This is a genomic window from Neisseria sp. GT4A_CT1, assembly GCF_000227275.1.
In the GTDB taxonomy this organism is placed as follows: domain Bacteria; phylum Pseudomonadota; class Gammaproteobacteria; order Burkholderiales; family Neisseriaceae; genus Neisseria.
On record NZ_JH164964.1, the window covers coordinates 1 to 22,019 of the forward strand.

General features: G+C 52.9%; 21 protein-coding genes. 13 read left to right on the plus strand and 8 right to left on the minus strand.

Annotated elements, in window-relative coordinates; genetic code table 11:
* Window positions 1–187, plus strand: a 187-nt coding sequence (locus HMPREF1028_RS00005) for a helix-hairpin-helix domain-containing protein (protein WP_009310794.1), incomplete at its 5' end; no start/stop codon positions are given.
* A 236-nt stretch (window positions 188–423) separates the two neighbouring features.
* On the opposite strand, the gene hslO is transcribed toward HMPREF1028_RS00005, so the two are convergent.
* The gene (gene hslO / locus HMPREF1028_RS00010) at window positions 424–1,329 is read right to left on the minus strand and encodes an Hsp33 family molecular chaperone HslO (RefSeq protein WP_009310795.1); all 906 of its coding nucleotides are present in this window, start codon (window positions 1,327–1,329) and stop codon (window positions 424–426) included.
* Window positions 1,330–1,442: 113 nt separating this feature from the next.
* Here hslO and recC point away from each other — a divergent pair, with 113 nt between their 5' ends.
* A complete protein-coding gene (gene recC / locus HMPREF1028_RS00015) occupies window positions 1,443–4,649 on the plus strand; it encodes an exodeoxyribonuclease V subunit gamma (RefSeq protein ID WP_009310796.1) in 3,207 nt (1,068 codons plus the stop codon).
* 68 nt (window positions 4,650–4,717) lie between these two features.
* Entirely contained in the window at window positions 4,718–5,083 is a 366-nt protein-coding gene (locus HMPREF1028_RS00020) for a hypothetical protein (RefSeq protein ID WP_009310797.1), read from the plus strand.
* An 82-nt stretch (window positions 5,084–5,165) separates the two neighbouring features.
* Here the strand turns inward: HMPREF1028_RS00020 and pdxA are convergent, their stop codons facing one another.
* Together pdxA and HMPREF1028_RS00030 are read right to left on the minus strand one after the other, a co-directional pair.
* The gene (gene pdxA / locus HMPREF1028_RS00025) at window positions 5,166–6,164 is read right to left on the minus strand and encodes a 4-hydroxythreonine-4-phosphate dehydrogenase PdxA (RefSeq protein ID WP_009310798.1); all 999 of its coding nucleotides are present in this window, start codon (window positions 6,162–6,164) and stop codon (window positions 5,166–5,168) included.
* Window positions 6,165–6,261: 97 nt separating this feature from the next.
* A complete protein-coding gene (locus HMPREF1028_RS00030) occupies window positions 6,262–8,040 on the minus strand; it encodes a J domain-containing protein (RefSeq protein ID WP_009310799.1) in 1,779 nt (592 codons plus the stop codon).
* A 358-nt stretch (window positions 8,041–8,398) separates the two neighbouring features.
* On the opposite strand from HMPREF1028_RS00030, the gene HMPREF1028_RS15665 reads away from it, so the two are divergent.
* Window positions 8,399–8,530 (plus strand): hypothetical protein, encoded by a 132-nt coding sequence (locus HMPREF1028_RS15665; RefSeq protein ID WP_283118705.1) that lies wholly within the window; start codon window positions 8,399–8,401, stop codon window positions 8,528–8,530.
* Between the two features lie 17 nt (window positions 8,531–8,547).
* Here the strand turns inward: HMPREF1028_RS15665 and HMPREF1028_RS00035 are convergent, their stop codons facing one another.
* Window positions 8,548–8,841, minus strand: coding sequence for a hypothetical protein (locus HMPREF1028_RS00035; protein ID WP_009310800.1), 294 nt, complete (start codon window positions 8,839–8,841; stop codon window positions 8,548–8,550).
* Window positions 8,842–9,071: 230 nt separating this feature from the next.
* Here HMPREF1028_RS00035 and HMPREF1028_RS00040 point away from each other — a divergent pair, with 230 nt between their 5' ends.
* The 4 genes from HMPREF1028_RS00040 (at window position 9,072) to HMPREF1028_RS00055 (ending at window position 13,549) form a co-directional block, all read left to right on the plus strand.
* Window positions 9,072–9,842 (plus strand): AAA family ATPase, encoded by a 771-nt coding sequence (locus tag HMPREF1028_RS00040; RefSeq protein ID WP_003741993.1) that lies wholly within the window; start codon window positions 9,072–9,074, stop codon window positions 9,840–9,842.
* A 336-nt stretch (window positions 9,843–10,178) separates the two neighbouring features.
* Window positions 10,179–11,399 carry a sodium/glutamate symporter gene (gene gltS, locus HMPREF1028_RS00045; RefSeq protein ID WP_009310801.1) on the plus strand — a complete coding sequence of 407 codons (1,221 nt, stop codon included), beginning with the start codon at window positions 10,179–10,181 and terminating at the stop codon, window positions 11,397–11,399.
* Between the two features lie 127 nt (window positions 11,400–11,526).
* The gene (locus HMPREF1028_RS00050; protein ID WP_009310802.1) at window positions 11,527–12,543 is read left to right on the plus strand and encodes a lysozyme inhibitor LprI family protein; all 1,017 of its coding nucleotides are present in this window, start codon (window positions 11,527–11,529) and stop codon (window positions 12,541–12,543) included.
* Window positions 12,544–12,892: 349 nt separating this feature from the next.
* Complete coding sequence (locus HMPREF1028_RS00055; protein ID WP_009310803.1) at window positions 12,893–13,549, plus strand: hypothetical protein; 657 nt, start codon at window positions 12,893–12,895, stop codon at window positions 13,547–13,549.
* Between the two features lie 264 nt (window positions 13,550–13,813).
* On the opposite strand, the gene fba is transcribed toward HMPREF1028_RS00055, so the two are convergent.
* Complete coding sequence (fba, locus tag HMPREF1028_RS00060; protein ID WP_003761919.1) at window positions 13,814–14,878, minus strand: class II fructose-bisphosphate aldolase; 1,065 nt, start codon at window positions 14,876–14,878, stop codon at window positions 13,814–13,816.
* Between the two features lie 211 nt (window positions 14,879–15,089).
* Between fba and HMPREF1028_RS00070 the strand changes: the two genes are divergently transcribed.
* Both HMPREF1028_RS00070 and xerC read left to right on the plus strand, forming a co-directional pair.
* Window positions 15,090–15,518, plus strand: a complete 429-nt coding sequence (locus HMPREF1028_RS00070; protein WP_009310805.1) for a thioesterase family protein — start codon at window positions 15,090–15,092, stop codon at window positions 15,516–15,518.
* 2 nt (window positions 15,519–15,520) lie between these two features.
* The gene (gene xerC, locus HMPREF1028_RS00075) at window positions 15,521–16,420 is read left to right on the plus strand and encodes a tyrosine recombinase XerC (RefSeq protein WP_009310806.1); all 900 of its coding nucleotides are present in this window, start codon (window positions 15,521–15,523) and stop codon (window positions 16,418–16,420) included.
* A gap of 102 nt (window positions 16,421–16,522) precedes the next feature.
* Here the strand turns inward: xerC and HMPREF1028_RS00080 are convergent, their stop codons facing one another.
* The 3 genes from HMPREF1028_RS00080 to HMPREF1028_RS00090 all read right to left on the minus strand — a co-directional run bounded on the left by HMPREF1028_RS00080 (window position 16,523) and on the right by HMPREF1028_RS00090 (window position 19,488).
* Entirely contained in the window at window positions 16,523–17,452 is a 930-nt protein-coding gene (locus tag HMPREF1028_RS00080; protein ID WP_009310807.1) for an AraC family transcriptional regulator, read from the minus strand.
* Between the two features lie 226 nt (window positions 17,453–17,678).
* Complete coding sequence (locus HMPREF1028_RS00085; RefSeq protein ID WP_009310808.1) at window positions 17,679–18,335, minus strand: NAD(P)H-binding protein; 657 nt, start codon at window positions 18,333–18,335, stop codon at window positions 17,679–17,681.
* A 163-nt stretch (window positions 18,336–18,498) separates the two neighbouring features.
* Window positions 18,499–19,488, minus strand: a complete 990-nt coding sequence (locus tag HMPREF1028_RS00090) for a hypothetical protein (protein ID WP_009310809.1) — start codon at window positions 19,486–19,488, stop codon at window positions 18,499–18,501.
* A gap of 188 nt (window positions 19,489–19,676) precedes the next feature.
* Between HMPREF1028_RS00090 and HMPREF1028_RS00095 the strand changes: the two genes are divergently transcribed.
* From HMPREF1028_RS00095 to HMPREF1028_RS00105, 3 genes are all read left to right on the plus strand, one after another.
* Entirely contained in the window at window positions 19,677–20,567 is an 891-nt protein-coding gene (locus tag HMPREF1028_RS00095; RefSeq protein WP_009310810.1) for a LysR family transcriptional regulator, read from the plus strand.
* Window positions 20,564–20,842, plus strand: coding sequence for a GIY-YIG nuclease family protein (locus HMPREF1028_RS00100; RefSeq protein WP_009310811.1), 279 nt, complete (start codon window positions 20,564–20,566; stop codon window positions 20,840–20,842). The genes HMPREF1028_RS00095 and HMPREF1028_RS00100 overlap by 4 nt, the downstream gene beginning before the upstream one ends.
* 140 nt (window positions 20,843–20,982) lie before the next feature.
* Window positions 20,983–21,819 carry a hypothetical protein gene (locus tag HMPREF1028_RS00105; RefSeq protein WP_009310812.1) on the plus strand — a complete coding sequence of 279 codons (837 nt, stop codon included), beginning with the start codon at window positions 20,983–20,985 and terminating at the stop codon, window positions 21,817–21,819.
* Window positions 21,820–22,019: the final 200 nt, after the last annotated feature.

Consider the following 22,019-nt stretch of genomic DNA (forward strand, 5'->3'; position numbering starts at 1 on the left):
GGTACTCGGCCCTGCCAAAGCCAAAGCCATCGTGGACTACCGTCAACAACATGGTGCCTTCAAATCGGTCGAGGAGTTGAAAAACGTCAAAGGTATCGGTGAGGGTATCTTCTCCAAACTGAAGGCGGAGGCAACCGTCGCCCCGGCCGCTCAAAACAAAGCCGCCACCCCCGCCGCTAAAAAATAAACCCGAGTGCGCCCGCCCGAATAGGGAATGTGCGCAGATGCAAACCCGGTGATGAAAAGGCCGTCCGAATCCAGTCCGGAGTCGGACGGCCTTCGTGTCGGGCGGGTAAGGCTGACATGCCTGTCCCGCTTCATTCGGCCGTCAGATCAGGATGCATGGGGAAACCTATGTGGAAAGGTCGGCTGAAAAGGTAGCGGGCTGCAATACTGCCTTAGTGTGCGCTGTGAGAAGGCTCGTTATTGGAAACGACTGCCTTGCCGGCGCACTATGCCGACTACGTCTCCACCAAATAGCGCGTTGACATCCGTTTCGTCAAATACGTATTTAGTGTGGCAAAAGTCGCAATCGATTTGGATACTGCCTTGCTCTGCAACAATACCGCCAACTTCTTCTCCGCCTAACATAAGCAGCATATCGCTGACTTTGCCGTGTGAGCAGGTGCAGGCAAATTCGATAATTTCGGGATCGAAAACACGCGGCGGGGTTTCATGATAGAGACGATAAAGAACGTGTTGTGCGTCTAGGGCAGTTAGCTCTTTCGGTGTCAGCGTTTGGGTCAGTGTGCTGATGAGTTCCCATGATTCGGTGTCTAGTTCTTCTTCGGGCAGACGTTGTACCAGCAATCCTCCGCTGACATGATCTGAAGCGGCGAGAACGATGTGGGTATCGAGTTGCTCGGAACGTTTGATATAGTTCATGAGCATTTGGGCGATATTGTCGCCTTCAAGCGGGACAACGCCTTGCCAAGGTTCAGCATCTTTGGGTTGATGTGTGAGTACGAAAACGCTGTTGCTGCCCAAAAGGTCGGTCAGGCTTTCGTCATCATGGATGTCGGCGGCTTCATCCCAGCGGGCGGTAGCGCGAACGGTGTTGTCTGATGTGGCTTCGACCACAAGCATTTTCAGACGACCTTGTCCCTGTACTTGGACAATGAGCGTGCCTTCGTTTTTAAGGTTGCTGGAGAGAAGCGCACCTGCAGCGAGGAGTTCGCCTAATGCCCGGCGGATGGCGGCAGGGTAGTGTTTTTGTCCGGCGATGTGTTCCCACACGTTTTCAAGGCGGACGTGCAGACCGCGCACAGGCATATCGTCAAAGATGAAACGCGTGCGGATATCGGCGTGGTTGATGTCGGTTTGCGGCATAAATTCCTCTGTTTTTCTGAATGATGGGTTGACGGCTATATGGTTGCGCTTGCAGAGAAATCAAGGGACTTTATAATCTGTCTTGCGTTCTTAACCTTTTGCTTTTAATCGCCATGTTCTACCTCTACCAATCCAACCGCCTCGAATCGCTAGCCGCCCTGTTTGCCGGAATCCAAAGGGTCAGGCCGCTTGAGTTTGCTTTGGCGGCGGAACAGATTGTGGTACAGAGTCAGGGGATGCGGCGTTATTTGAGTGTTTATCTGGCGCGCGAACTGGGGGTGGCGGCGAATTTGCAATTCAGCCTGCCGGCGGGTTTGACGTGGCAGTTGATGCAGAAGCTGATTCCTGATATTCCCGCGCTCAGTCCGTTTTCGCCGGAAGTGATGCGTTGGCGGCTTTTGGATTTGTTCCGCAGCGAGCGTTTTCAGACGACCTCTGAATTTGAAAAAGTCCGTTCTGTCTTGCAAAGCTATTTGGGCAGCGGCGAATCGGCGGATTATCAGTTGGCGGGGCAGTTGGCGGATATTTTCGACCAGTATCTGGTGTACCGTCCGCAGTGGATTGATGCCTGGCAAGAAGGCAAACTTCTGGGGCTGGGCGAGGACGAGGTCTGGCAGGCGCAGCTTTGGCGGTATTTGGACGACGGCAACCAATCCGCGCCGCACCGTGTGGCGTTGTGGGAAAAGCTGCTGTCGTCTTTGGATAAGGCACACCTGCCCGAGCGGTTTTTCGTGTTCGGCATTTCGACGATGGCGCCGATGTATTTGCAGCTTTTGCAGAAAATTTCGGAACATTGCGATGTATTTGTGTTCGCGCTCAATCCGAGCGGCCAGTATTGGGGCAATGTGATTGAGGCGGCGCAGCTGTTGAAGGGCGGCGACGATGCGGATTTGTCGCAAACGGGGCATCCGCTGTTGGCATCGCTGGGCAAGCAGGGGCGTGATTTTTTTGATTTTCTGACGGAAATCGGCTTGGAGGAGCAGCCTGTGTTTGAAGAGGTTTCAGACGACACGCTGCTGCACTGCCTGCAAAACGATATTCAAAACCTGCGTATGCCGTCTGAACACAGCCGCACGGATTTGCTGGGCGACGGCTCCGTCCGTATCGTGTCGGCACACAGCCCCTTGCGCGAATTACAGATTTTGAAAGACAAGCTGTTGCGGATTCTGCACGAACATCCCGACTGGCAGCCGCACGATATTGCCGTTTTGACGCCGAACATCGAGCCGTACAGCCCGTTTATCGAAGCGGTGTTCGGGCAGGCGCAGGGCGGGGCGCAGGCTTTGCCGTATTCGGTGTCGGACGTGAAACTCAGCCGCCGCCAGCCGCTGCTTTACGCGCTGGAGCAGACGCTGGATTTGCTGGAAAGCCGGTTTGAAGTCGATAGAGTGCTGCCGCTGTTGGAAAGCGGTTTGGTGCTGCGCCGTTTTGGGCTGACGGCGGACGATTTGCCGTTGCTGCATGACACCATTGCCGAATTGAACGTGCATTGGGGGTTGGACGGAACAATGCGCGGCGCGGCGGACAATCTGTTCACCTGGCAGCAGGCGTTGGAACGCATCGTATTGGGCTGGATGCTGCCCGACGACGGCAGCCCGCTCTGGCAAAACGTCAGCGCGTGGCACGGCGATGTCAACCGCCTTGATGTGTTCGGCCGCTTTGCCGCCTTTATCCGCACACTGTCCCGCCTTGCCGCCGAGTGGCGCAAACCCGCAGCGGCGGAGGAATGGACGGAACGCTGCCGCGATTTGGTGCAGTCGTTGTTCCTGCCCGACGCCGACGACCAATACGCCTTGCAGCAGTTCGAGCAGGCGTTGGCAAAATGGCAGGAAGAAACCGCGTTGGCAGGCTTTCGCGGCACCTTGCCGCAACACACCGTCATCCGCCACATCCGCCGCTTCTTAGGCAGCGAAAGTCAGGCAGGATTCCTGCGCGGCGGCATCACCTTTTGCAGCATGGTGCCGATGAGGAGCCTGCCGTTTAAAGTCATCTGCCTGTTGGGGCTGAACGACGGCGATTTCCCGCGCAACACCAAAGCCGCCGTGTTCGACCTGATTGCCAAACATCCGCAAAAAGGCGACCGCGCCCGCCGCGACGACGACCGCTACCTCTTCCTCGAAGCCATCATCAGCGCGCGCGACATCCTTTATCTTTCCTACGTCGGCCGCAGCATCCGCAACGACGACGAACTCGCCCCGTCCGCCCTCGTCAGCGAACTCATCGACACCATCGCCGCCATGACCGGACGGCGCAGCAAAGAGCTGGCGGAACACTGGGTCGAGCAACATCCCCTTCAACCGTTCTCCCACCGCTATTTCATCGCAGACAAAATTTCAGACGACCTCTTCAGCACGCGGCAGGACTACGCCGACGCCCTCAACCGCCCGCGTGAACAGGCGCGTCCGTTTTTCAGCGAAGCCCTCGAAGAAAACAGCCCCGAACCGATCGTCTGGCAGGACGACTTCATCCGCTTCTGGAAAAATCCCGTCAAAGCATGGCTGCAACAAACCCTAGGCTGGCGCGAACCCTACCGCGACGAAGCATGGGAATCCGCCGAACCCTTCGAGCCGCAACGCGCCGACAAAATCGCCGCCGCCTACCTTGATGCCCGCCGCCATAACCAAGACTTTCAAGAAACCGCCGTCCGCCTCGACGCCGAAAGCCTGTTGCCCGCCGGTGAACTGGGTAAATTGTGGCAGCAGAATTTCCAAGCCGCCGCCAAACGTATAGACGGCGCATTGCTGCAAAGTCCCAAACTGCCGCCTTTCGCTTACGAAATTCCGTTCGACGGGCAAACCCTGCAAGGCAGCCTCGGCAACCTTTACCAATGCGGCCAAGTGTTCTACCTCGACCGCAAACCCAATGCCCCGCAGCGCATCGCCCTCCTGCTCGAACATTTAATCTTTTGCGCGGTGGAATCTCAGACCACCGAAATCCGCCAAACCCATATCGTTCAGCCTGAAGAAACAACGCTTTATCCCACAATCTCCGGCAGCCACGCGCAACAAATGCTGCAAAAATGGCTGACGTTCTTCAACCTCGGACAAACGCGCCCGCTGCCTTTCTTTGCCAAAACCAGCCTCGCCGCCGCCGAAGCCTACGGCAAAAAACAGAGCTGGGAAGATGCCCTGAACAAAGCCAGGGAAAGCTATCACGGCAATAAAGTCAGCAAAGGGCAAAAAGACTATACCGAAGTCGCCTTAGTGTTCGGCAACGAAGACACCGAGCCGGTAGAAGGAGCGTTGTTCCAAAGATTGGTGGAAGAGCTGCTGATACCGCTGCTGGACGCGGTAAAGGAAGAATCGTCGGATGCGGCATAGAGGCCGAAAATCGGAAGAGGTCGTACCATAGGCAGGCTGCGCACTCTGAAACGCAAAAGGAGCAAATGATGTTGAAACATTTTATTGCGATCGCTGTCGCCGTTTTATTGAGTCAAGCGGCGTACAGCCAAGCCAAACCGAGATCAGCCATGTACACCGACTACACCGCCATCGTTGAAGATAAATGCGCCATCGCGGCAGACGGTGGCAGCATGATGCTGACCGTGCGCAACGCGGCTGGTAAGGAAACGGTTTTCTTTATCAACCGCGGTTTTGATGTCAAAAATACGCCTAAGTACAACCAAGTCCGTGATGACAAAGGGCATAAGCTGAGCAACGAGGAGAAAAAGCAGTTGTTTGCGCACTTGAAGACTTTAAAAACAAGGTGCAGCAGCGAGGACTGTGCCGAGTTTGTGGATTCGTTTGTCAGGTAAGCCGCATATCGTTTCGGCTGGCGTTGCTGGTTTTCAGACGACCTTGGACTTCAAGAACTTATTTGATAAACGAAATCCGGTTTCAGGAATGCAGGTTGATATGGCGCGCCATTTCCAATGCGGTAGCGACGGCGGTCATGAGGCTGCCTGAGTCTGCTTTGCCCGTTCCAGCAAGGTCGAGGGCGGTACCGTGATCGACCGAGGTGCGGATAAAGGGCAGTCCGAGCGTGACGTTGACGCCTTGCCCGAAGCCCGCGTATTTGAGCGTGGGCAGCCCTTGGTCGTGATACATCGCTAAAACGGCATCGGCGTCTTTGAGTAAAAAGGGCTGGAATACCGTATCGGCGGGATACGGGCCGCGTGCGTCTATGCCTTCGCTTTGCAGCTGCTTGAGCGCGGGGATGATGATGTCGATTTCTTCATGGCCGAGATGGCCGTTTTCGCCTGCGTGCGGATTCAGTCCGGTCACTAGGATGCGGGGGCGGGCGATGCCGAATTTGTCGCGCAGGTCGGCATGAAGGATGCGGGTTACGGATTCGACCAGCGGGCGGGTAATGGCGGCGGCGATATCTTTGAGCGGAAGGTGGGTAGTGACGAGCGCCACCCGTAATCCGCCGCCCGCGAGCATCATGACGACTTGTTCGGTTTGGCTTTTTTCGGCGAGGTATTCGGTGTGGCCGCTGAAGAAATGATCGCTGGCGTGTCCGTCGTTGATGACGCCTTTGTGCAGCGGCGCAGTAACCATGCCGTCGAAGAGGTCGTCTGAAATGCCTTGATAGGCAGCGTCCAGCAGTTTGAGGACGTAGGCGGCATTGGCGGGATTGAGTTTGCCCGCTTGGCAGGGCGCGGCTAAAGGAATGTGCAACACTTCCAATATGCCGCGTTCGGGCTTGCCGCCCTGCGGGTCGAAATCTTGCAGGGTGATGGTTTTGCCTAATTGTTCGGCACGGCTTTGCAGCAGATTTTTGTCGCCCAGCACGATGCAGCGGCACGGCAAATCGGCAAACGCCAAATCCAAGCAGATATCGGGGCCGATGCCGGCAGGTTCGCCTGAAGTGACGGCTAAAACAGGTAAAGTCATGCGGATTCCTTATGGAATGAATCTGTTGCAGAAAAATGAAAACAGCGTTGTACGGTATGTTTGAGGTCGTCTGAAAATTTTTCAGACGACCTTTTGCTTATGCCCGCATCAGGCTGCGGTAGGCATTTTGTTTCAAAACAAGCACCAGCCAGCCGAGTGCGAATGCGGTCGGGTAAAACCACAGCATCCGATTTCCGCCAAGCGGCAGGATAAGCGTCAGCATACATGCCAGTACGCCGAAACCCAAAGGCGTCCAAATATCATCCCGTTCGGTATAGTCGGCGCATCGCTGCGGCAGCGTCAGCATCCAAACCAGTGCGGAGGCGAATGAAGCGGCCGCCCTGATAGGAAAGGATGCGTTGGGCGAACAAGGTACCAGCAGGAACTGCGCCTGTTTTTTTGACAGATGGGGATGGAACGACCGTAGATACAGATTGGCGTTGAACCACAACAATATCATCAAAGCCGTCAGGATAAGCAATACCGAGTTGCCCGCCGTTTGCTCCAAATGTTTGTTTAGTACATTGATTATCGGAAACATGGCAATCAATGACAGATTGACCGTCAGACCGCCGACAATACTCCGTTCGCTTTTGATGTAGGAGAAAAAGGTACACCATGAATATATCCATGCGAGTACGGTCAGTAGGAAGAACATTACCGAACCGGTCGGGGTCAGGCACACGGCAGTCATCACGACAGGCAATACGAAAGCACGCACAATCGCCGCTTTTTTAAACACAAAAGTCGCCGTGAAGAGTTTGTAGAGAGACGGCAGCCATGTGAAAAATATGCTTCGGCAGACATTGACCAAGAAACACAAGAGCGCCAGCGTGAGGGTGGAGACGAGGGCCAACGAATAATACGCCTCGATATAGGCGGATAAAGCGTCATCGGCTGCCGCTGTAAACATGGCGACGAATATCGCCACAATCGGCAGCACAATCCGCATCTGCCGCCATGATTGCGCTTTCTGTAAAACAGACGTCAGTTTCGTCTTGCGCCTCATCAGCGCCGTGCGTACGGATGGCGATATTTCTTCCTGTAAAGCCGTATTCAGGAAAAACGCATTCACCGTTGCCCGCATATCGCGCCCTTGCTCGGTCAGACGGTTCAAGCTGTGCAAGAGCGGGAATTTGCCATTGGCGTTGTCAGATAAAACTTCTGCCGCATTGATGCAGTCATAAACCCACTCCAGCTCGTCCGTGCTCATACGGTGGAGAACTTCGCGGCTCTCGTGCCAGCGGAAATAAGACGCCCATTGCGCCCATACGATGATATTCGAAATATACCGATCGCGCAGAAAATCCAAAAATTCCCAAGCAATATATTCCGATTCGCCCAAAGGCAGCCGGTCCAATAAAGCGCGGATGTCGGGCCAGGAGCGTTCCAACGCCTCACTTTTCCCTTCATCTTGAATGCGTCCGATTTCCGCCAAAATATAATCCGCATCTACGCCATCGTATCCATGGTATGAATAAGCCTCGGCAGTTGCGCCGCTATATTCGTAGGGGTCGTCTGAAACATCAGTTTCTTCAATACGGTCTGTTTCTGCGTCTTTCCATGTATCGTACGGATAGGCTTGGGTCGATTCATATTCTGCCGCCTCCTCGTCAACATATTCGGTATGTTCATCAGGGTCGTCTGAAATATCCGCCTCATCGTTATCGGCATGATCCCAAGACCAATCGTCTGCGTCCTCTTCCTCATCGATGTAGGGCGCACGCGCCAAAGCCTCATCAAATGCCTCGCGCAGCCGCTGATATCCCTCCGCGTCATCGTCCGGACGTGTCGATTTCAACAGCTTCGCATAAGCGCGCCTGATGGCACGTTCGTCACCGGTAGGCGCAATGTGCAGAATTTCCCAGCAATCCATAGATTTCCTTGTTGTGGTATGAGCAGCGGCAAGTCATAAAGTATACAGCCTGGTTTGGTTCAAATTCAAAGGAAACGATACCGATATCGGCAGAACACAACGCCACTTGCCTTCAAAATATAGTGGATTAACTTTAAACCGGTACGGCGTTGCCTCGCCTTAGCTCAAAGAGAACGATTCTCTAAGGTGCTGAAGCACCAAGTGAATCGGTTCCGTACTATCTGTACTGTCTGCGGCTTCGTCGCCTTGTCCTGATTTAAATTTAATCCACTATACCGTTAAAAAGGTCGTCTGAAACCCGATTCCGTTTCAGACGACCTTTGTGTTCAAACCCTGTTATTCGTATTTTTCGCAGCGGATGGCAGAATCTTCGCAGAACATCGCCGAAGTTTCCGCATTGCAGGCAGTGCGGACGGCGCGGCGCGCCTCCCATTCGTTTTTCCCTGAAGCCTCAAACAACTTCTGGAACGGCTTGACGCTGCACACATAAACCCGATTCGGGTTGTACTATTTTGACTTGGCAAGGCGTTTTTCCAATTTACTGATACGGGCTTCCAAAGCCGCTATTCGCTCATTCTCTCCCATGCCGGAACGCGCCTCTTGTGCGGCAATAAAAGCCTCAATACGCGCCAGATCCGCAGCTAACCGCGCCAGTTCCGTTTCCATCTGAGCCTGTGCTGATTCCAACCGAGCCTGTTTGGCAGCCAAAGCCGAACTCTGCACATCCCGTTCGGTAACCGAAGCCGCATTCGCAGCAGGCAAAACAGCGGCAAGCATCAGGGCAAAGAAAGATTTTTTCATGGTATATCTCTACGACAGTTAAAAAACGGCATATTATATAGAAAACCCATATTGAATCAGCAGGCATTACCTTGCTTTGTCTGGATTTAAAGAGAATTTACCGAAACGCAGACAGAAATGCGACAAAGATGCCTCTACCCTTCGCTGCTTCCTTTTCAGACGACCTTATACCCATTTCAAGCAAAAAACGTTAAAATTCCGCCATTCACCTATCCGACAGCAGCAAAAACATGAGCGCACAAATCCTCGCCGTCGCCAACCAAAAAGGCGGCGTCGGCAAAACCACCACCACCGTCAACCTCGCGGCATCGCTCGCCTCCAAAGGCAAACGCGTCCTCGTCATCGACCTCGACCCGCAAGGCAACGCCACCACAGGCAGCGGCATAGACAAAGCCCGCCTCGAAGAAGGCGTGTACCAAGTCGTCTTGGGCGATACCGACATCAAGACTGCCGTCGTCCGCAGCGGAGACGGCAGCTACGACGTACTCGGCGCCAACCGCGCGCTTGCCGGTGCCGAAATCGAGCTGGTGCAAGAAATCGCCCGCGAAATCCGCCTCAAAAACGCCCTGCAAACCGTCGAAAACGACTACGACTTCGTCCTCATCGACTGCCCCCCTTCACTGACCCTGCTCACGCTCAACGGACTTGTCGCCGCCAACGGCGTCATCGTACCCATGTTGTGCGAATACTATGCCCTAGAAGGCATCTCCGACCTCATCGCCACCGTGCGCAAAATCCGTCAGGCAATCAACCCGCGCCTCGACATCACCGGCATCGTCCGCACCCTCTACGACAGCCGCAGCCGCCTCGTCGTCGAAGTCAGCGAACAACTTTTCCAACATTTCGGCAACCTGATGTTCCAAACCGTCATCCCCCGCAACGTCCGCCTCGCCGAAGCCCCCAGCCACGGCATGCCCGCGCTCGCCTACGACGCCAATGCCAAAGGCACCAAAGCCTACCTCGCCTTGGCGGAAGAACTGTTGGAGCGGACTAAAGGTTGATTGAGTCTGGAAGATAAAAAGGTCGTCTGAAAACTTGATTTCCAAGTTTTCAGACGACCTTTTTCCATTATTAAGCCCATATTCTGACGAAAAGAATTGTCAACAATAATATCATTCGGATTAAAAATATTTAATTAATAAACAAAAAGTAGCTTTATGTAATGCCATGATGCTTATAAACATTTTGATGATTTTAAAAATGCCATATGTAAAAAATTCAAAAAACAAAAGGCTATTCTTTGACAATCTTTAACCCATCCCCTAATATCCAACAGTTTGATTCCGCAAAGCGGATTTAAGAAAAACATTTTTGAGATTTTGAGAGGTAAGACGATTATGGAATGGGAATTTAACAGTTACTACACGTTGATTGCCGCCACATTGGTTTTGTTGATTGGTAAGGTTTTGGTAAACAAAGTCAAATTCCTGCGCGATTTCAACATTCCCGAGCCTGTGGCAGGCGGCTTGATTGCTGCGATTATCTTGTTTGCACTGCATCAAGCTTACGACGTGAGCTTCAAATTTGAAAAACCGCTGCAAGACGCATTCATGCTGATTTTCTTCACTTCTATCGGTTTGAGCGCGGATTTCTCCCGCTTGAAAGCAGGCGGTCTGCCGTTGGTGATTTTCACCGCTGTCGTAGGGGCGTTTATCATCGTGCAGAACTTTGTCGGCGTCGGCTTGGCGAAGATTTTGGATTTGAATCCGCTTATCGGCCTGATTACCGGCTCGATTACCCTGACCGGCGGACACGGTACCGCAGGCGCATGGGGTCCGGACTTTGAAAACAAATTCGGCTTGGTTGGTGCTACCGGATTGGGTATGGCTTCCGCCACGTTCGGTTTGGTATTCGGCGGCCTGATCGGCGGTCCGGTTGCGCGCCGTCTGATCAACAAAATGGGACGCAAACCCATCGATCAAAGCGGACAAAAGGCAAATTCAGACGAACATGCCGACGACGTGTTCGAACAAGCGAAGCGCACCCGCCTGATTACCGCCGAATCCGCCGTCGAAACGCTTGCCATGTTTGCAGCGTGTTTGGCATTTGCCGAAATTGTGGACGGCTTCGACAAAGAATATCTGTATGACTTGCCGAAATTCGTATGGTGTCTGTTTGCCGGTGTCGTCATCCGCAACATTCTGACTTCCGCGTTTAAAGTCAATATGTTCGACCGCGCTATCGACGTATTCGGCAATGCCTCCCTGTCGCTTTTCCTCGCAATGGCACTTTTGAACCTGAAATTGTGGGAGTTGACCGGTCTGGCGGGTCCTGTAACCATCATCCTCGCCGTACAAACCGTCGTGATGATTTTGTATGCGACATTTGTGACTTATGTCTTTATGGGACGCGATTACGATGCGGCGGTTTTGGCGGCAGGCCACTGCGGTTTCGGTTTGGGTGCAACGCCGACCGCCGTTGCCAATATGCAGTCCATCACGCAGACCTTCGGTCCTTCGCACAAAGCCTTTTTGATTGTGCCTATGGTCGGCGCGTTCTTCGTGGACTTGATTAACGCAGCAATCCTTTCCGGTTTCGTAAATGTCATTACCAAATAAGTAAGCATTTATAACGTTTCGTTGAAAAAGCACTTGCAACATTTACTTGTTGCAAGTGCTTTTGTTATGATGGTCGTCTGAACGACAAAACGATGCGGTTTCCGAGCCGTATCAAGGAGTATTATTTATGCACAAAAAACTGCTGGCTTTACCGCTTATCGCCCTGATGTTGGCGGCATGCGGCAAAGAAGAACCCAAGCAGGCTTTGGAGTGTGGCAATCCTGCCGCCATTCAAAGTATCCGCAACCAAATCCAAGAAACCATCAAGCGCGAGGCGCGTTCCTTTGTCCGTGCCGACAGCCGCCAATTTGTCGATGCCGATAAAATCATTGCCGCCGGCTCCGAGTTGAATATCGTCTTGGACAATCCGCAAGAAATTACGGAAGACAACAAATCCTTGTGCAGCGCCGATTTGAAAATCCAAATCCCTGCCGAAGTATTGCGCACCGCCGATGCCAACAGTCCGCTGATTTACAGCAATACCGGCTTGACCGAAATGCTTCAGCAGAAAATCATGGGCAGCAACCTGAGCTTTGAGAACAACACGTTCTCAACCAGCGTCCGCTATACGCCCGATCCGAAAGTCGGTACGGTTTCTTTGGAAGATAATACCGTCAACATGACCGCGCAAACCCTGTCTTCCTTACTGCTGCCTTACGGTGTCAAAAGCATCGTGATGATAGACGGTAAGGCAGTCAGCAAAGAAGAGGCGATCAAAATCCTGCAAAGCAAAGCCGCTGAAGAGCCGCCTGTCGCCAAAGCAGAAGATATTTTGGAAAACAACGCGGCGAGCCAAGCGTCGGGCGTACCGCCTGCCGCGGGCCTTGAAACCGAAATCCTGCGTCCTGACGGTGAAGAGAAGCCGGAACAGCCGTCGTTCTCTCAAAGCGACTTAGATAATGCCCGTTCGCAAAACCATCAGGCAGAGGCGGAAATCAAAGGCGTATGGGACGGCATGGAGCGCACTGTCCAACAGGAAATGCTGGCAGAACAACGCGCTTGGATTCAAACTAAAAACCAAAACTGCCAACAGGCGGCAGCAAGGGCGGACAGTCCGGCGCAAAACGAATACCTCAAGCTCCAATGCGACACCCGCATGACGCGCGAGCGTACCCAATATCTGCGCGGCTATTCGATCAACTGACGCTGCAAAGCCGACGGCAGACGGGTGTTGATAAGCCTTCTGTCCGTTATTAAAAGGTCGTCTGAAATGCTGTTTGACATTTCAGACGACCTTTGTATTGCGGTACAATCCACATTGCTCGTTGCATAATATAGTGGATTAAATTTAAACCATTACGGCGTTGCCTCGCCTTAGCTCAAAGAGAACGATTCTCTAAGGTGCTGAAGCACCAAGTGAATCGGTTCCGTACTATCTGTACTGTCTGCGGCTTCGTCGCCTTGTCCTGATTTAAATTTAATCCACTATAAGAGCATCAGATGAAGCACCGAGTCAATCTCATTTTCCCCGTAAATCATAAGAAAGCACATTGATGAAAACCCTCGCATTCCTCCTGCTGACAAGCTTTTCCCTGCACGCTGCCGCACAAGATTATGTTCTGACGGAAGACCGTCTTAGCAGCGGCTCATTGACACTCAACGGCAAACAGGTTTCTGTCGATACAGTCAATCCAAACGGCCATGTCTGTAATTATGAAGGCACAATCAAAAACCGTACGAGCAAAAACCGTAATGGCTGCGTCGTACATTTCTCCTTTACCAACAACAGCGTGAAGCTGAACATTCCGGATTCAGCCCGCGAAGCCTGCCAAGAATACTGCGGACATAATGCATCTTTCGAGGCGACCTATGAAAAATTGCCTGCCGCCTGTTCCGCAAAAGGCGCGGCAGCAATGGAAAAACGTTTTCAGGCCGCCTATCAGGGAAAACGCTACCGCGATGCTGCCGCTATCAAACAACGTTATCTCAACGAATGCGACAAGTTCCTCGATCTGACCGAATGGATGCGGACGCTGAACGACTTGTCCGTCAGCTATAAAAATGCCGGAGACAAAGCGGCATGCCGCAAGGCGCTTGCCCCGATGGATGAATGGCTGGAGGGTTACCAGCCGAGCTACCTCTACGAAGACGCATACAAACGAGAAGCCGCTGCCGCACAATTTAATTTGAAGCAATGCAGCGACAAATAATCGCCGCCCGTCATCGAATCCCACGCTAGTCAGGGAATAGGAAAAGTTCGCCTCTTCGGCAAACAAGGTCGTCTGAAAACAAACGCCGCAGGTTGTGTTCAACCTGAAGCCGTTTTCAGACGACCTTTTATCTGGTTTGGAAAGCCGGCGTATTAAATTTAAATCAGAGCGGGCAGTGCAGTGCCGTACGGGTTTGCACTTAACCCATACCCTTCAAAACAAAACGGGCGGCTTGGATGGCCGCCCGTTTGTTTGTCCCGTTGTTTATTTGATGATTTGGTTCAGCTCGCCTTTGGCGTAGCGGTTTGCCATTTTCTCAAGGGAAACGGGTTTGATTTTGCCTGCCTGACCTTCGCAACCGAATGCGAGGTAGCGGTCGAGACAGATTTGTTTCATGGCTTCGACGGTTTTGCTCAGGTATTTGCGCGGGTCGAATTCGGACGGGTTTTCTGCCATGAAGCGGCGGATGGCGCCTGTGGAGGCGAGGCGCAGGTCGGTGTCGATGTTGACTTTGCGTACGCCGTGTTTGATGCCTTCGACGATTTCTTCTACGGGTACGCCGTAGGTTTCGCCGATTTTGCCGCCGTATTCGTTGATGACTTTCAGCCATTCTTGCGGAACGGAGCTGGAGCCGTGCATAACGATGTGGGTGTTGGGCAGGGCTTGGTGGATTTCTTTGATGCGGTCGATGCGCAATACGTCGCCGGTGGGCGGACGGGTGAATTTGTATGCGCCGTGGCTGGTGCCGACGGCGATGGCGAGTGCGTCCACGCCGGTGTCTTTGACGAAGCGCACGGCATCTTCGACGCTGGTGAGCATTTGGTCGTGGGAGAGTTTGCCTGCCGCGCCTACGCCGTCTTCTTCGCCGGCTTCGCCGGTTTCGAGGTTGCCCAATACGCCGATTTCGCCTTCGACGGATACGCCGCAGGCGTGGGAGAAGTTGACGACGGTACGGGTGGCGTTGACGTTGTATTCGTAGGTGGACGGGGTTTTGCCGTCTTCGAGCAGCGAGCCGTCCATCATGACGGAGGAGAAGCCCAGTTGGATGGAGCGTTGGCACACGTCGGGCGATGCGCCGTGGTCTTGGTGCATGACGACGGGGATGTGCGGGAATTCTTCAACTGCCGCCAGAATCAGGTGGCGTAAAAACGGCGCGCCTGCATATTTGCGCGCGCCGGCGGATGCTTGAACGATAACGGGGGCGTTGACTTGGTCTGCGGCTTCCATGATGGCGCGCATTTGTTCGAGGTTGTTGACGTTGAATGCGGGCAGGCCGTAGCTGTTTTCGGCGGCATGATCGAGCAGTTGGCGCATGGATACGAGTGCCATTTAAATCTCCTTGGTGAGGTAGTGGGATGGTGATGTGGGAAATTATAATGTTTTTCTTATTAAAAGACTACACGGGGCTACACTGGCTTTATATGTTAATGAGATTTTTTGCGGCTGCGGCGGGCAAGCGGTGCGGTCGGTATTTGTCTGACATGGTTTATAATAACGGTTTGTTTTCGGGGTCGTCTGAAACGGCGGCGGGAGGTGTGTGATGGGTAAGTTGGCAGTGTCGGATGTGGATGTGGTGTTGTTTCAGACGACCTTGTGCGTGCAGGTGGGCGATGTGAATTACGGCGGCCATCTGGCGAACGATGCCGTTTTGCGTTTGTGTCACGAAGTGCGGATGCGCTGGCTGGCGGGTTTGGGCTGGAGCGAAACGGACGCGGGCGGCGCGGGGCTGATTATGGCGGACGCGGCGGTGCAATATCTGGCGCAAGGCTTTTACGGCGATGAATTGTCGGCGGAAATGGGCGTCGAGGACATCGGCAAGGGCGGATTTGCGCTGTTGTTCCGCCTGACGCGCATTGCGGACGGCAAGGTGCTGGCGCGGGCGCGCACGGGCATGGTGTGTTTCGATTATGTGCACCAAAAAGTTTGCCGGTTGCCGGAAGCTTTGAAAACCGTGTTGGAGGTCGTCTGAAAATGTTGGCGCGCGATTTCGGGCTGTCTTTGGACGGCTATTTGAAAATGTTGGGGCAACAGGGCAAGTCGGCGCACACGCTGTCTGCCTACGGGCGCGATTTGACCGAACTCGTGCGGCTTTTGACGGAAGGGTCGTCTGAAACGGCGCAGGATTTGAAACGGCGCGATTTTGTGGCGGCGTTGAAACGGCTGTCGCAACAAGGTTTGAGCGAACGGACGCTGGCGCGCAAATTATCGGCGTGGCGGCAATATTGCGGCTGGCTCGTGCAGTCGGGCATGATGGACAACGATCCGACCTTCAACCTGAAAGCCCCGCGCCTGCCCGAACGCCTGCCCAAAGCCCTGCCGCAGGAAGAGTTGAACCATATGCTCGACAGTGCGCCCGTTGATGACAGTTTGGCAGTGCGCGACCATGCCTTGTTTGAACTGATGTACGGCAGCGGCCTGCGCCTGAGCGAGATACACGGCTTGGATTTGGGTGATGTGTTGCTGGACGAAGGCTGGGTGAGCGTAACCGGTAAAGGCAGGAAAGAGCGGCAAGTCCCGCTGTCGGGCAAAAGCGTCGAAGCCTTGCGCGCCTATCTGTCCGAACGCGTAGCGGCAGACGGCGAAGCCGCGCTCTTTACCGGCAAAAACGGCACGCGGCTCGGGCAGCGGCAAATCCAAAAACGCCTTCAGGCATGGGCGGTACGGCAGGGCAGCGGGCAACACATTTCCCCGCACATGATGCGCCACAGCTACGCCAGCCACCTTTTGCAATCCTCACGCGATATCCGCGCCGTGCAAGAACTGTTGGGACACAGCAACCTCTCGACCACGCAGATTTACACCAAACTGGATTTCGACCATCTGGCCAAGGTTTACGACGAGGGGCATCCGCGGGCGAAACGGAAAAAGTGAAGGGGGCGGTTTGAGAGGTTCCATCTCTAATGCTTAGCATACGCAAAGGTCGTCTGAAACCGTTTCAGACGACCTTTAAACCTCTAAACACCCCATCCGACATCAATCCTCCCGCTTGCGTACCTCCGCAGGCGTGCAGTCGAAATATTGCTTGAATGCCTGTGTGAAGCTGGATGTGTGTCCATAGCCGCAACGGTAGGCGATTTCGCTGATGCTCTCTTTGCCCGTCGTCAACGCATACAGCGCATATTGCATATGTTTGTGCCGCAGCCAGTCGCTGACGGTAATCCCGAAATAATCCCGCAGGCGGCGTTGCAGCGTCCGTTCGCTGACGTGCAGCGCGGCGGCGAGTTCCGCCACTTGGTGCGCGCCTTGGTCAAATGCCTGATTCAAACCATGCACAAACCCGTCCCCATCCGACGGACGAACCGTCCCGCCTGATTTTTCAGACGATGGCGACAACGGATAACGGCTGCAAAAATCGCGCCACAATCCCGCGAGCAACTGCAAAGCATCGGCTTCGCGCTGCAAAACATCGCCCAGACCGTCGCCTTGCGCCGACAGCATCAAACTGTTTTCCGCCAAAGCGCGCAATTGATCGCTCAAATGCCAATGCCGCACCGTCTCGCGGTAAACCGCCGGCAGCATCGCCGCGTATTGCGGTTGCGACAGCCATTGCTCTATGCCTTTCAACGTGATTTTTGCCGTTTTCTCCCCTTGATAGAGATAACGGCTGAACAAAATCTCCTCTTCCGCAGCAATCAACACCACCCGTCCGCCGTCAGCCTCAATCTGATAGCGGTTTTGATTGATGGCGAAATCCAAACGCCCCTCCAGCAGCAGGATAAACGAAATATACGGCTCGGCAAGCTGCGTGCTTTGGAAATCCTTTTGCGCGGTCACGCAGCCGCCATGCAGGGAAATGCCGCTGTGCAGCGTATCGAAACGGTAATTGCCGCTCAGATAATCGCTGCCGCCGCCTTGTTGCACCAGTCGGACGAAATGCTGGCTGTTTAAAGAGTCTCTTTCCATAAATCATTTTATTTTCAACAGACTGCCAAACACAATAACACCGATTTCCCTTCAGGTAAACCGACACGAAGGTCGTCTGAAAACCAAGTCCGCGCCCTTGTTCCCCAAACGCTTCCGATAAAAAAGGGGAGGTCGGTTGTAGGGGGATGATGGAACGCGGATACAAAAAGGTCGTCTGAAAACTTGATTTCCAAAGTTTTCAGACGACCTTTGTTATGTTTGGCGGTTAAGCGGCGGCAACGGTAAAGCGTTCAAACAAATGCGCTTTGTTTTCCGCGTCGTCGGCGATGGCGACCGCCAAATCCGCCACGCTGATGCCTGCCGGAATTTCACCGTCCATCAGCAAATCGTCTTTGCCCAAACGGTATTTGCCGGTTTTGTCTTCGCTGAACCCGCCGTCCGCGCCCAGTCGTGCCGGAGGGGAAACGAAAGACCAATTCACATCGCGGCGCGGCAGGAGTGCCGTCAAGAGATGGCGTGCGGCATTGGCGCCGTCGTAAATGGCTTTGGGGAAGTCGGGCGTATCGACAACTTGCAAATCAGGCGCGACATACAGGCTGCCTGCGCCGCCGACGATTAAGAGATACGGCACTTGCGCCGCTTTTGCCGCTTCGACGATGCTGTTTGCGCCGCGCGTGAAATCCGCGCCGATATTGGGATTGGCCCAGCCGGGATTGAACGCGCTGACCACGGCGTCAAAGCCTGCCAGCTTGTCGGCGAAGTCCGCCGCGTTCACGTCTGCGGAGACGGCTTTCACATTGGCGGCTTGGAATACTTTGTCCGTGTTGCGGGCGAAAGCGGTCACTTCATGACCGCGACCTGCCAATTCTCGAACGACTGCGTTGCCGACATAACCTGTTGCGCCGATGACTGCGATTTTCATGTTTGACTCCTAGTTGAGGTGTGATTGATTAGATGAACGCATTGTAAGGTCGTCTGAAACGCTTGATAATCCCTGTTTTACTGTTGTTATTATAAAGTTGAGCTAAATAATAGGATGAAAAAAGGTCGTCTGAAACGGGGTTAAAGTTTCAGACGACCTGTTGTCAGTGGATGGACTCGATGCCGGTAATGTTCCCCTTGGGATCAAACGAGACATAGAAATAGTATTCGCCGTCAGGCACCAATGCATCGTCATCATTGTGAAACACGATATCGAAATCCTGATCGAAAAAATCCAATTTTTGCAGCTTTAAGTCTTGAAGGAAGCTTTCCGCCGTCGGATGCGGATTGGGAAAAAATCCGTCTTTGGTGCGGATGCCGTTGTGTTTGCGGATATGTTCGAGCAGGTAGGTGTTTAGGGAGGCATAGAGTTGCGTCTGTTGGGCAAATACTTCCGGCAAGCGTTTGAGCGTACCGCCCGCCGGTTTGTCGCCCTCTGCGTTCAAAGACAATTTCACAGGCAGCCCCGCCCATTCTGCCTTGGCTTCGAAATTTTCCATAAATGTGTTTAATCTGAATGTTGCCAGCGGATGGGTAAACAAAACGGGATTCAGATATTCGCGGCGTAGGTTTTCCAATTCTTGATTGTGTGCATCGCTTTCGAGTACCTCAACTAAAAGTATATGGCTCAACCACTCGCCTCCGAATGGCTCCCAATCCATGGCTAACTTACTTTGGATACGGTACACAGTCAGTGGCTTGAGCGTCTGAAATGAACAGTTTTTAAAGGGGTTGTTTGCATCGTCTTCTGCCCAGGTCAGCTTGTATACGGGCTGATCCATGAACGTACCGCTTTTAACATGGACATAGCCTAAAATTGGGCAGCTTTTGGCTTGGAATTGTTTTTTGCCGCCACCTATGCCCGCATTAATCCTGAATATTCCTATTTCAGGGTCGAAATCGGAAGTCAAAACCAGCATTTCTTCCGGTTCGTTGGCGAATAAGTCGGCATAAACCGCCGTATTCAAATTCAAAGCCGCCAAACGCGCGCGCTCTTGTTCATCTTCGGCAGAAGGACCGATACCCAAAAAACGCAGCAGACGCGTCAGTATGCCTTCGCGTTTGACGCGACCCGGTTCGTCGAAAGAAGCCATCATAAAATCCTTTTAAAATGTGAACATCAATTGGCGGTATACCTGAAAAAGGGTAGATATGCAAATGGCGATAAGCGAATATGGCTCAACCGCCCAATCAGTTCTGCGCCGATTTTTCATCCGCGCTATATAATCCGCAGTATTCCCAACAGGTCGTCTGAAACGCCGATTCCAACCTAGTAAACACCATGCAAGACATCAAACCCCTGCTCGTTTTCGCCGCCGTCCTCGAACACGGCAGCATGAACGCCGCCGCTGCCGCGCTGGGCATGACCCCGTCTGCCGTCAGCCAGCACATCAACCGCCTCGAAACCCTGCACGGCATCAAGCTGTTAAACCGCAGCACGCGCAGCCTTTCGCCGACCGATGCCGGCCGTGCCTTGGGCGAATACTGCCGCCGCCTCGCCGCCACCCTTGCCGATACGCGTACCGTTATCGACAACCTCAAAACCGAACCCGTCGGCGAATTGCGTATCTCCCTGACTTCCAGCGTCATCAGTTCCCGCGCTTTTCAGACGGCGTTTTCCAGATTGCAAACCGAGTTTCCCAAAATCCGTCCCGTCCTCAATTTCAGCGATACCTTGGACGACCTGCAACACAATCAGACCGACATCGCCATACGCGGCGGCGACCGCGCTTTGGACGATCCCAATCTTATTGCGCGTCATCTCGTTACCTGGCCGTACACCATTTGCGCCGCACCCGATTACCTCGACCGCCATCAGCCCATCACCCATCCCTCGCAGCTTCATGCCCACCGCTGGCTGCACTTCCTGCCCGTCCGCACAACCTTACAACACGGCGGCGAAAGCTATTTCCTCGATATCGCCGACAGTATTGCCTGTACGCATCTTGCCGCCGTGTGCAGCCTGACCGAAAGCGGTTTCGGTTTGTCGTTGCAAGTGGGCGGCGAAGTTCGGGAAAAAATCGCCCAAGGTCGTCTGAAAACCGTTTTGCCCGAATGGACGCTGCCACCGGTCAGCCTCTATTTGGTGACGCCTTACCGCGTCCAGTCCGCCAAAACCGAAGCCGCCGTCCGTATCTTCACTGAAAGTTTCGCCAAGGAAGCAGACGCATGAACGCGGAAAATTGGCGCGTTTACCTGATTTTGTGCGAAAACGGCGCACTCTACTGCGGCATCAGCAACCGCCCGCAAGAGCGGTTTGCCGCCCACCTCGCCGGCAAAGGCGCGAAATATACGCGGCTGAACAAACCCGCGGCGATGCGTATCGTTTCAGACGACCTCTCCAAAAGCGAGGCGCTGAAACGGGAAATCGCGATAAAAAAACTGACGGTAGGGAAGAAGCGGGAATTGTGGGAAGCGGCGGCGGGAAATGCGGTTGTTTTAGAATAGCGGGTTTTGCCGCAAAATAGGTTTATGTCGGTAAGGGAAGAAACTTCTGTGGATGAGTAGGTGAAAATTCATATTGGATGTTATCATTCTTCATATCTTAAAGGGCTTGAGCCAAAATGAATGGGTATTTAAGGAAAGATATGATTTTTTCTCAACTCAACCGCGCAATCTTATTCGTATTTTCACTCACGGCTTTGGCGGCTTGCGGCGTCGGACCGGCAGCTTCCCAAGAAACACTTGCTGCTCAAAACAGCAAAAAAGAGCCTGCCGTATCGTCCCAAAAAAACGACAAGGATAAGTGCTACATCAATTATCCTAAGGAACAGAAGCATTTGGCAGAGGCAGAATGTTTAACCTTGCCTATTTCATCTAAAACCTGGTTTCAATCCTACCCGAGACTGTCAAATGGTTTTCTGGATTTGAATAAGATTAAGGCGCCAAAGGATGTTAAAGAATATATATATCCAGTTTCAATGGGCACCGTTATCCCTGAGCATGCAAAAGTTTTGGGTGTGATTCCCTATAATGATTCATTTGCATGGCTTGTTGTTGCCATTAATGGGGAATCGGAAGAATCTGAAGGAAATAGCATTGTTGAACAAAAATATGATATTTATCCGGTCAATAGAAAGGATGGAAGCATAGTTCAAGACCATACCGGTCTTCCAACTTTAGGCTCGATAGATGTGATATATGAATCATTCTATGACAATAAAAAATTGTTGCGTCCGCCCTTCAATTTTAAAAAAATAGATGGAATACTGAGTTACCATGTAGCAGATACCTTGTCCTTGAAGCCACAGGGAAAGTGTGTGATGGAATTTGAACTCAGCAAAGAGTTTGTATTGAAAACAGATAGGGTCTGCTATGAATTTCATCAGGGTAAAAAATCCATATCTTCTAAAGATAAGACGATTTGGAAGCTAAATCCGGAAAGTATGAAATTTGAAGATCAAGAATTGTCATCAGAAAATTAAAAGCCGTATCACATTAATATTTTGGATTGATTGGAATTTGCCTCAAATCGGATAAGTTTTTAAGCAGCATGAAACTGAAAATACGCGGATGGCGGGTGTGCAGAGCCTGCGCCGCTGATTGACTTGGAATGATTGAACCACCCTGAGAGGTCGTCTGAAAACGGGTATTCAACGGATGGGAAATAGGAATTTCCGTTGAA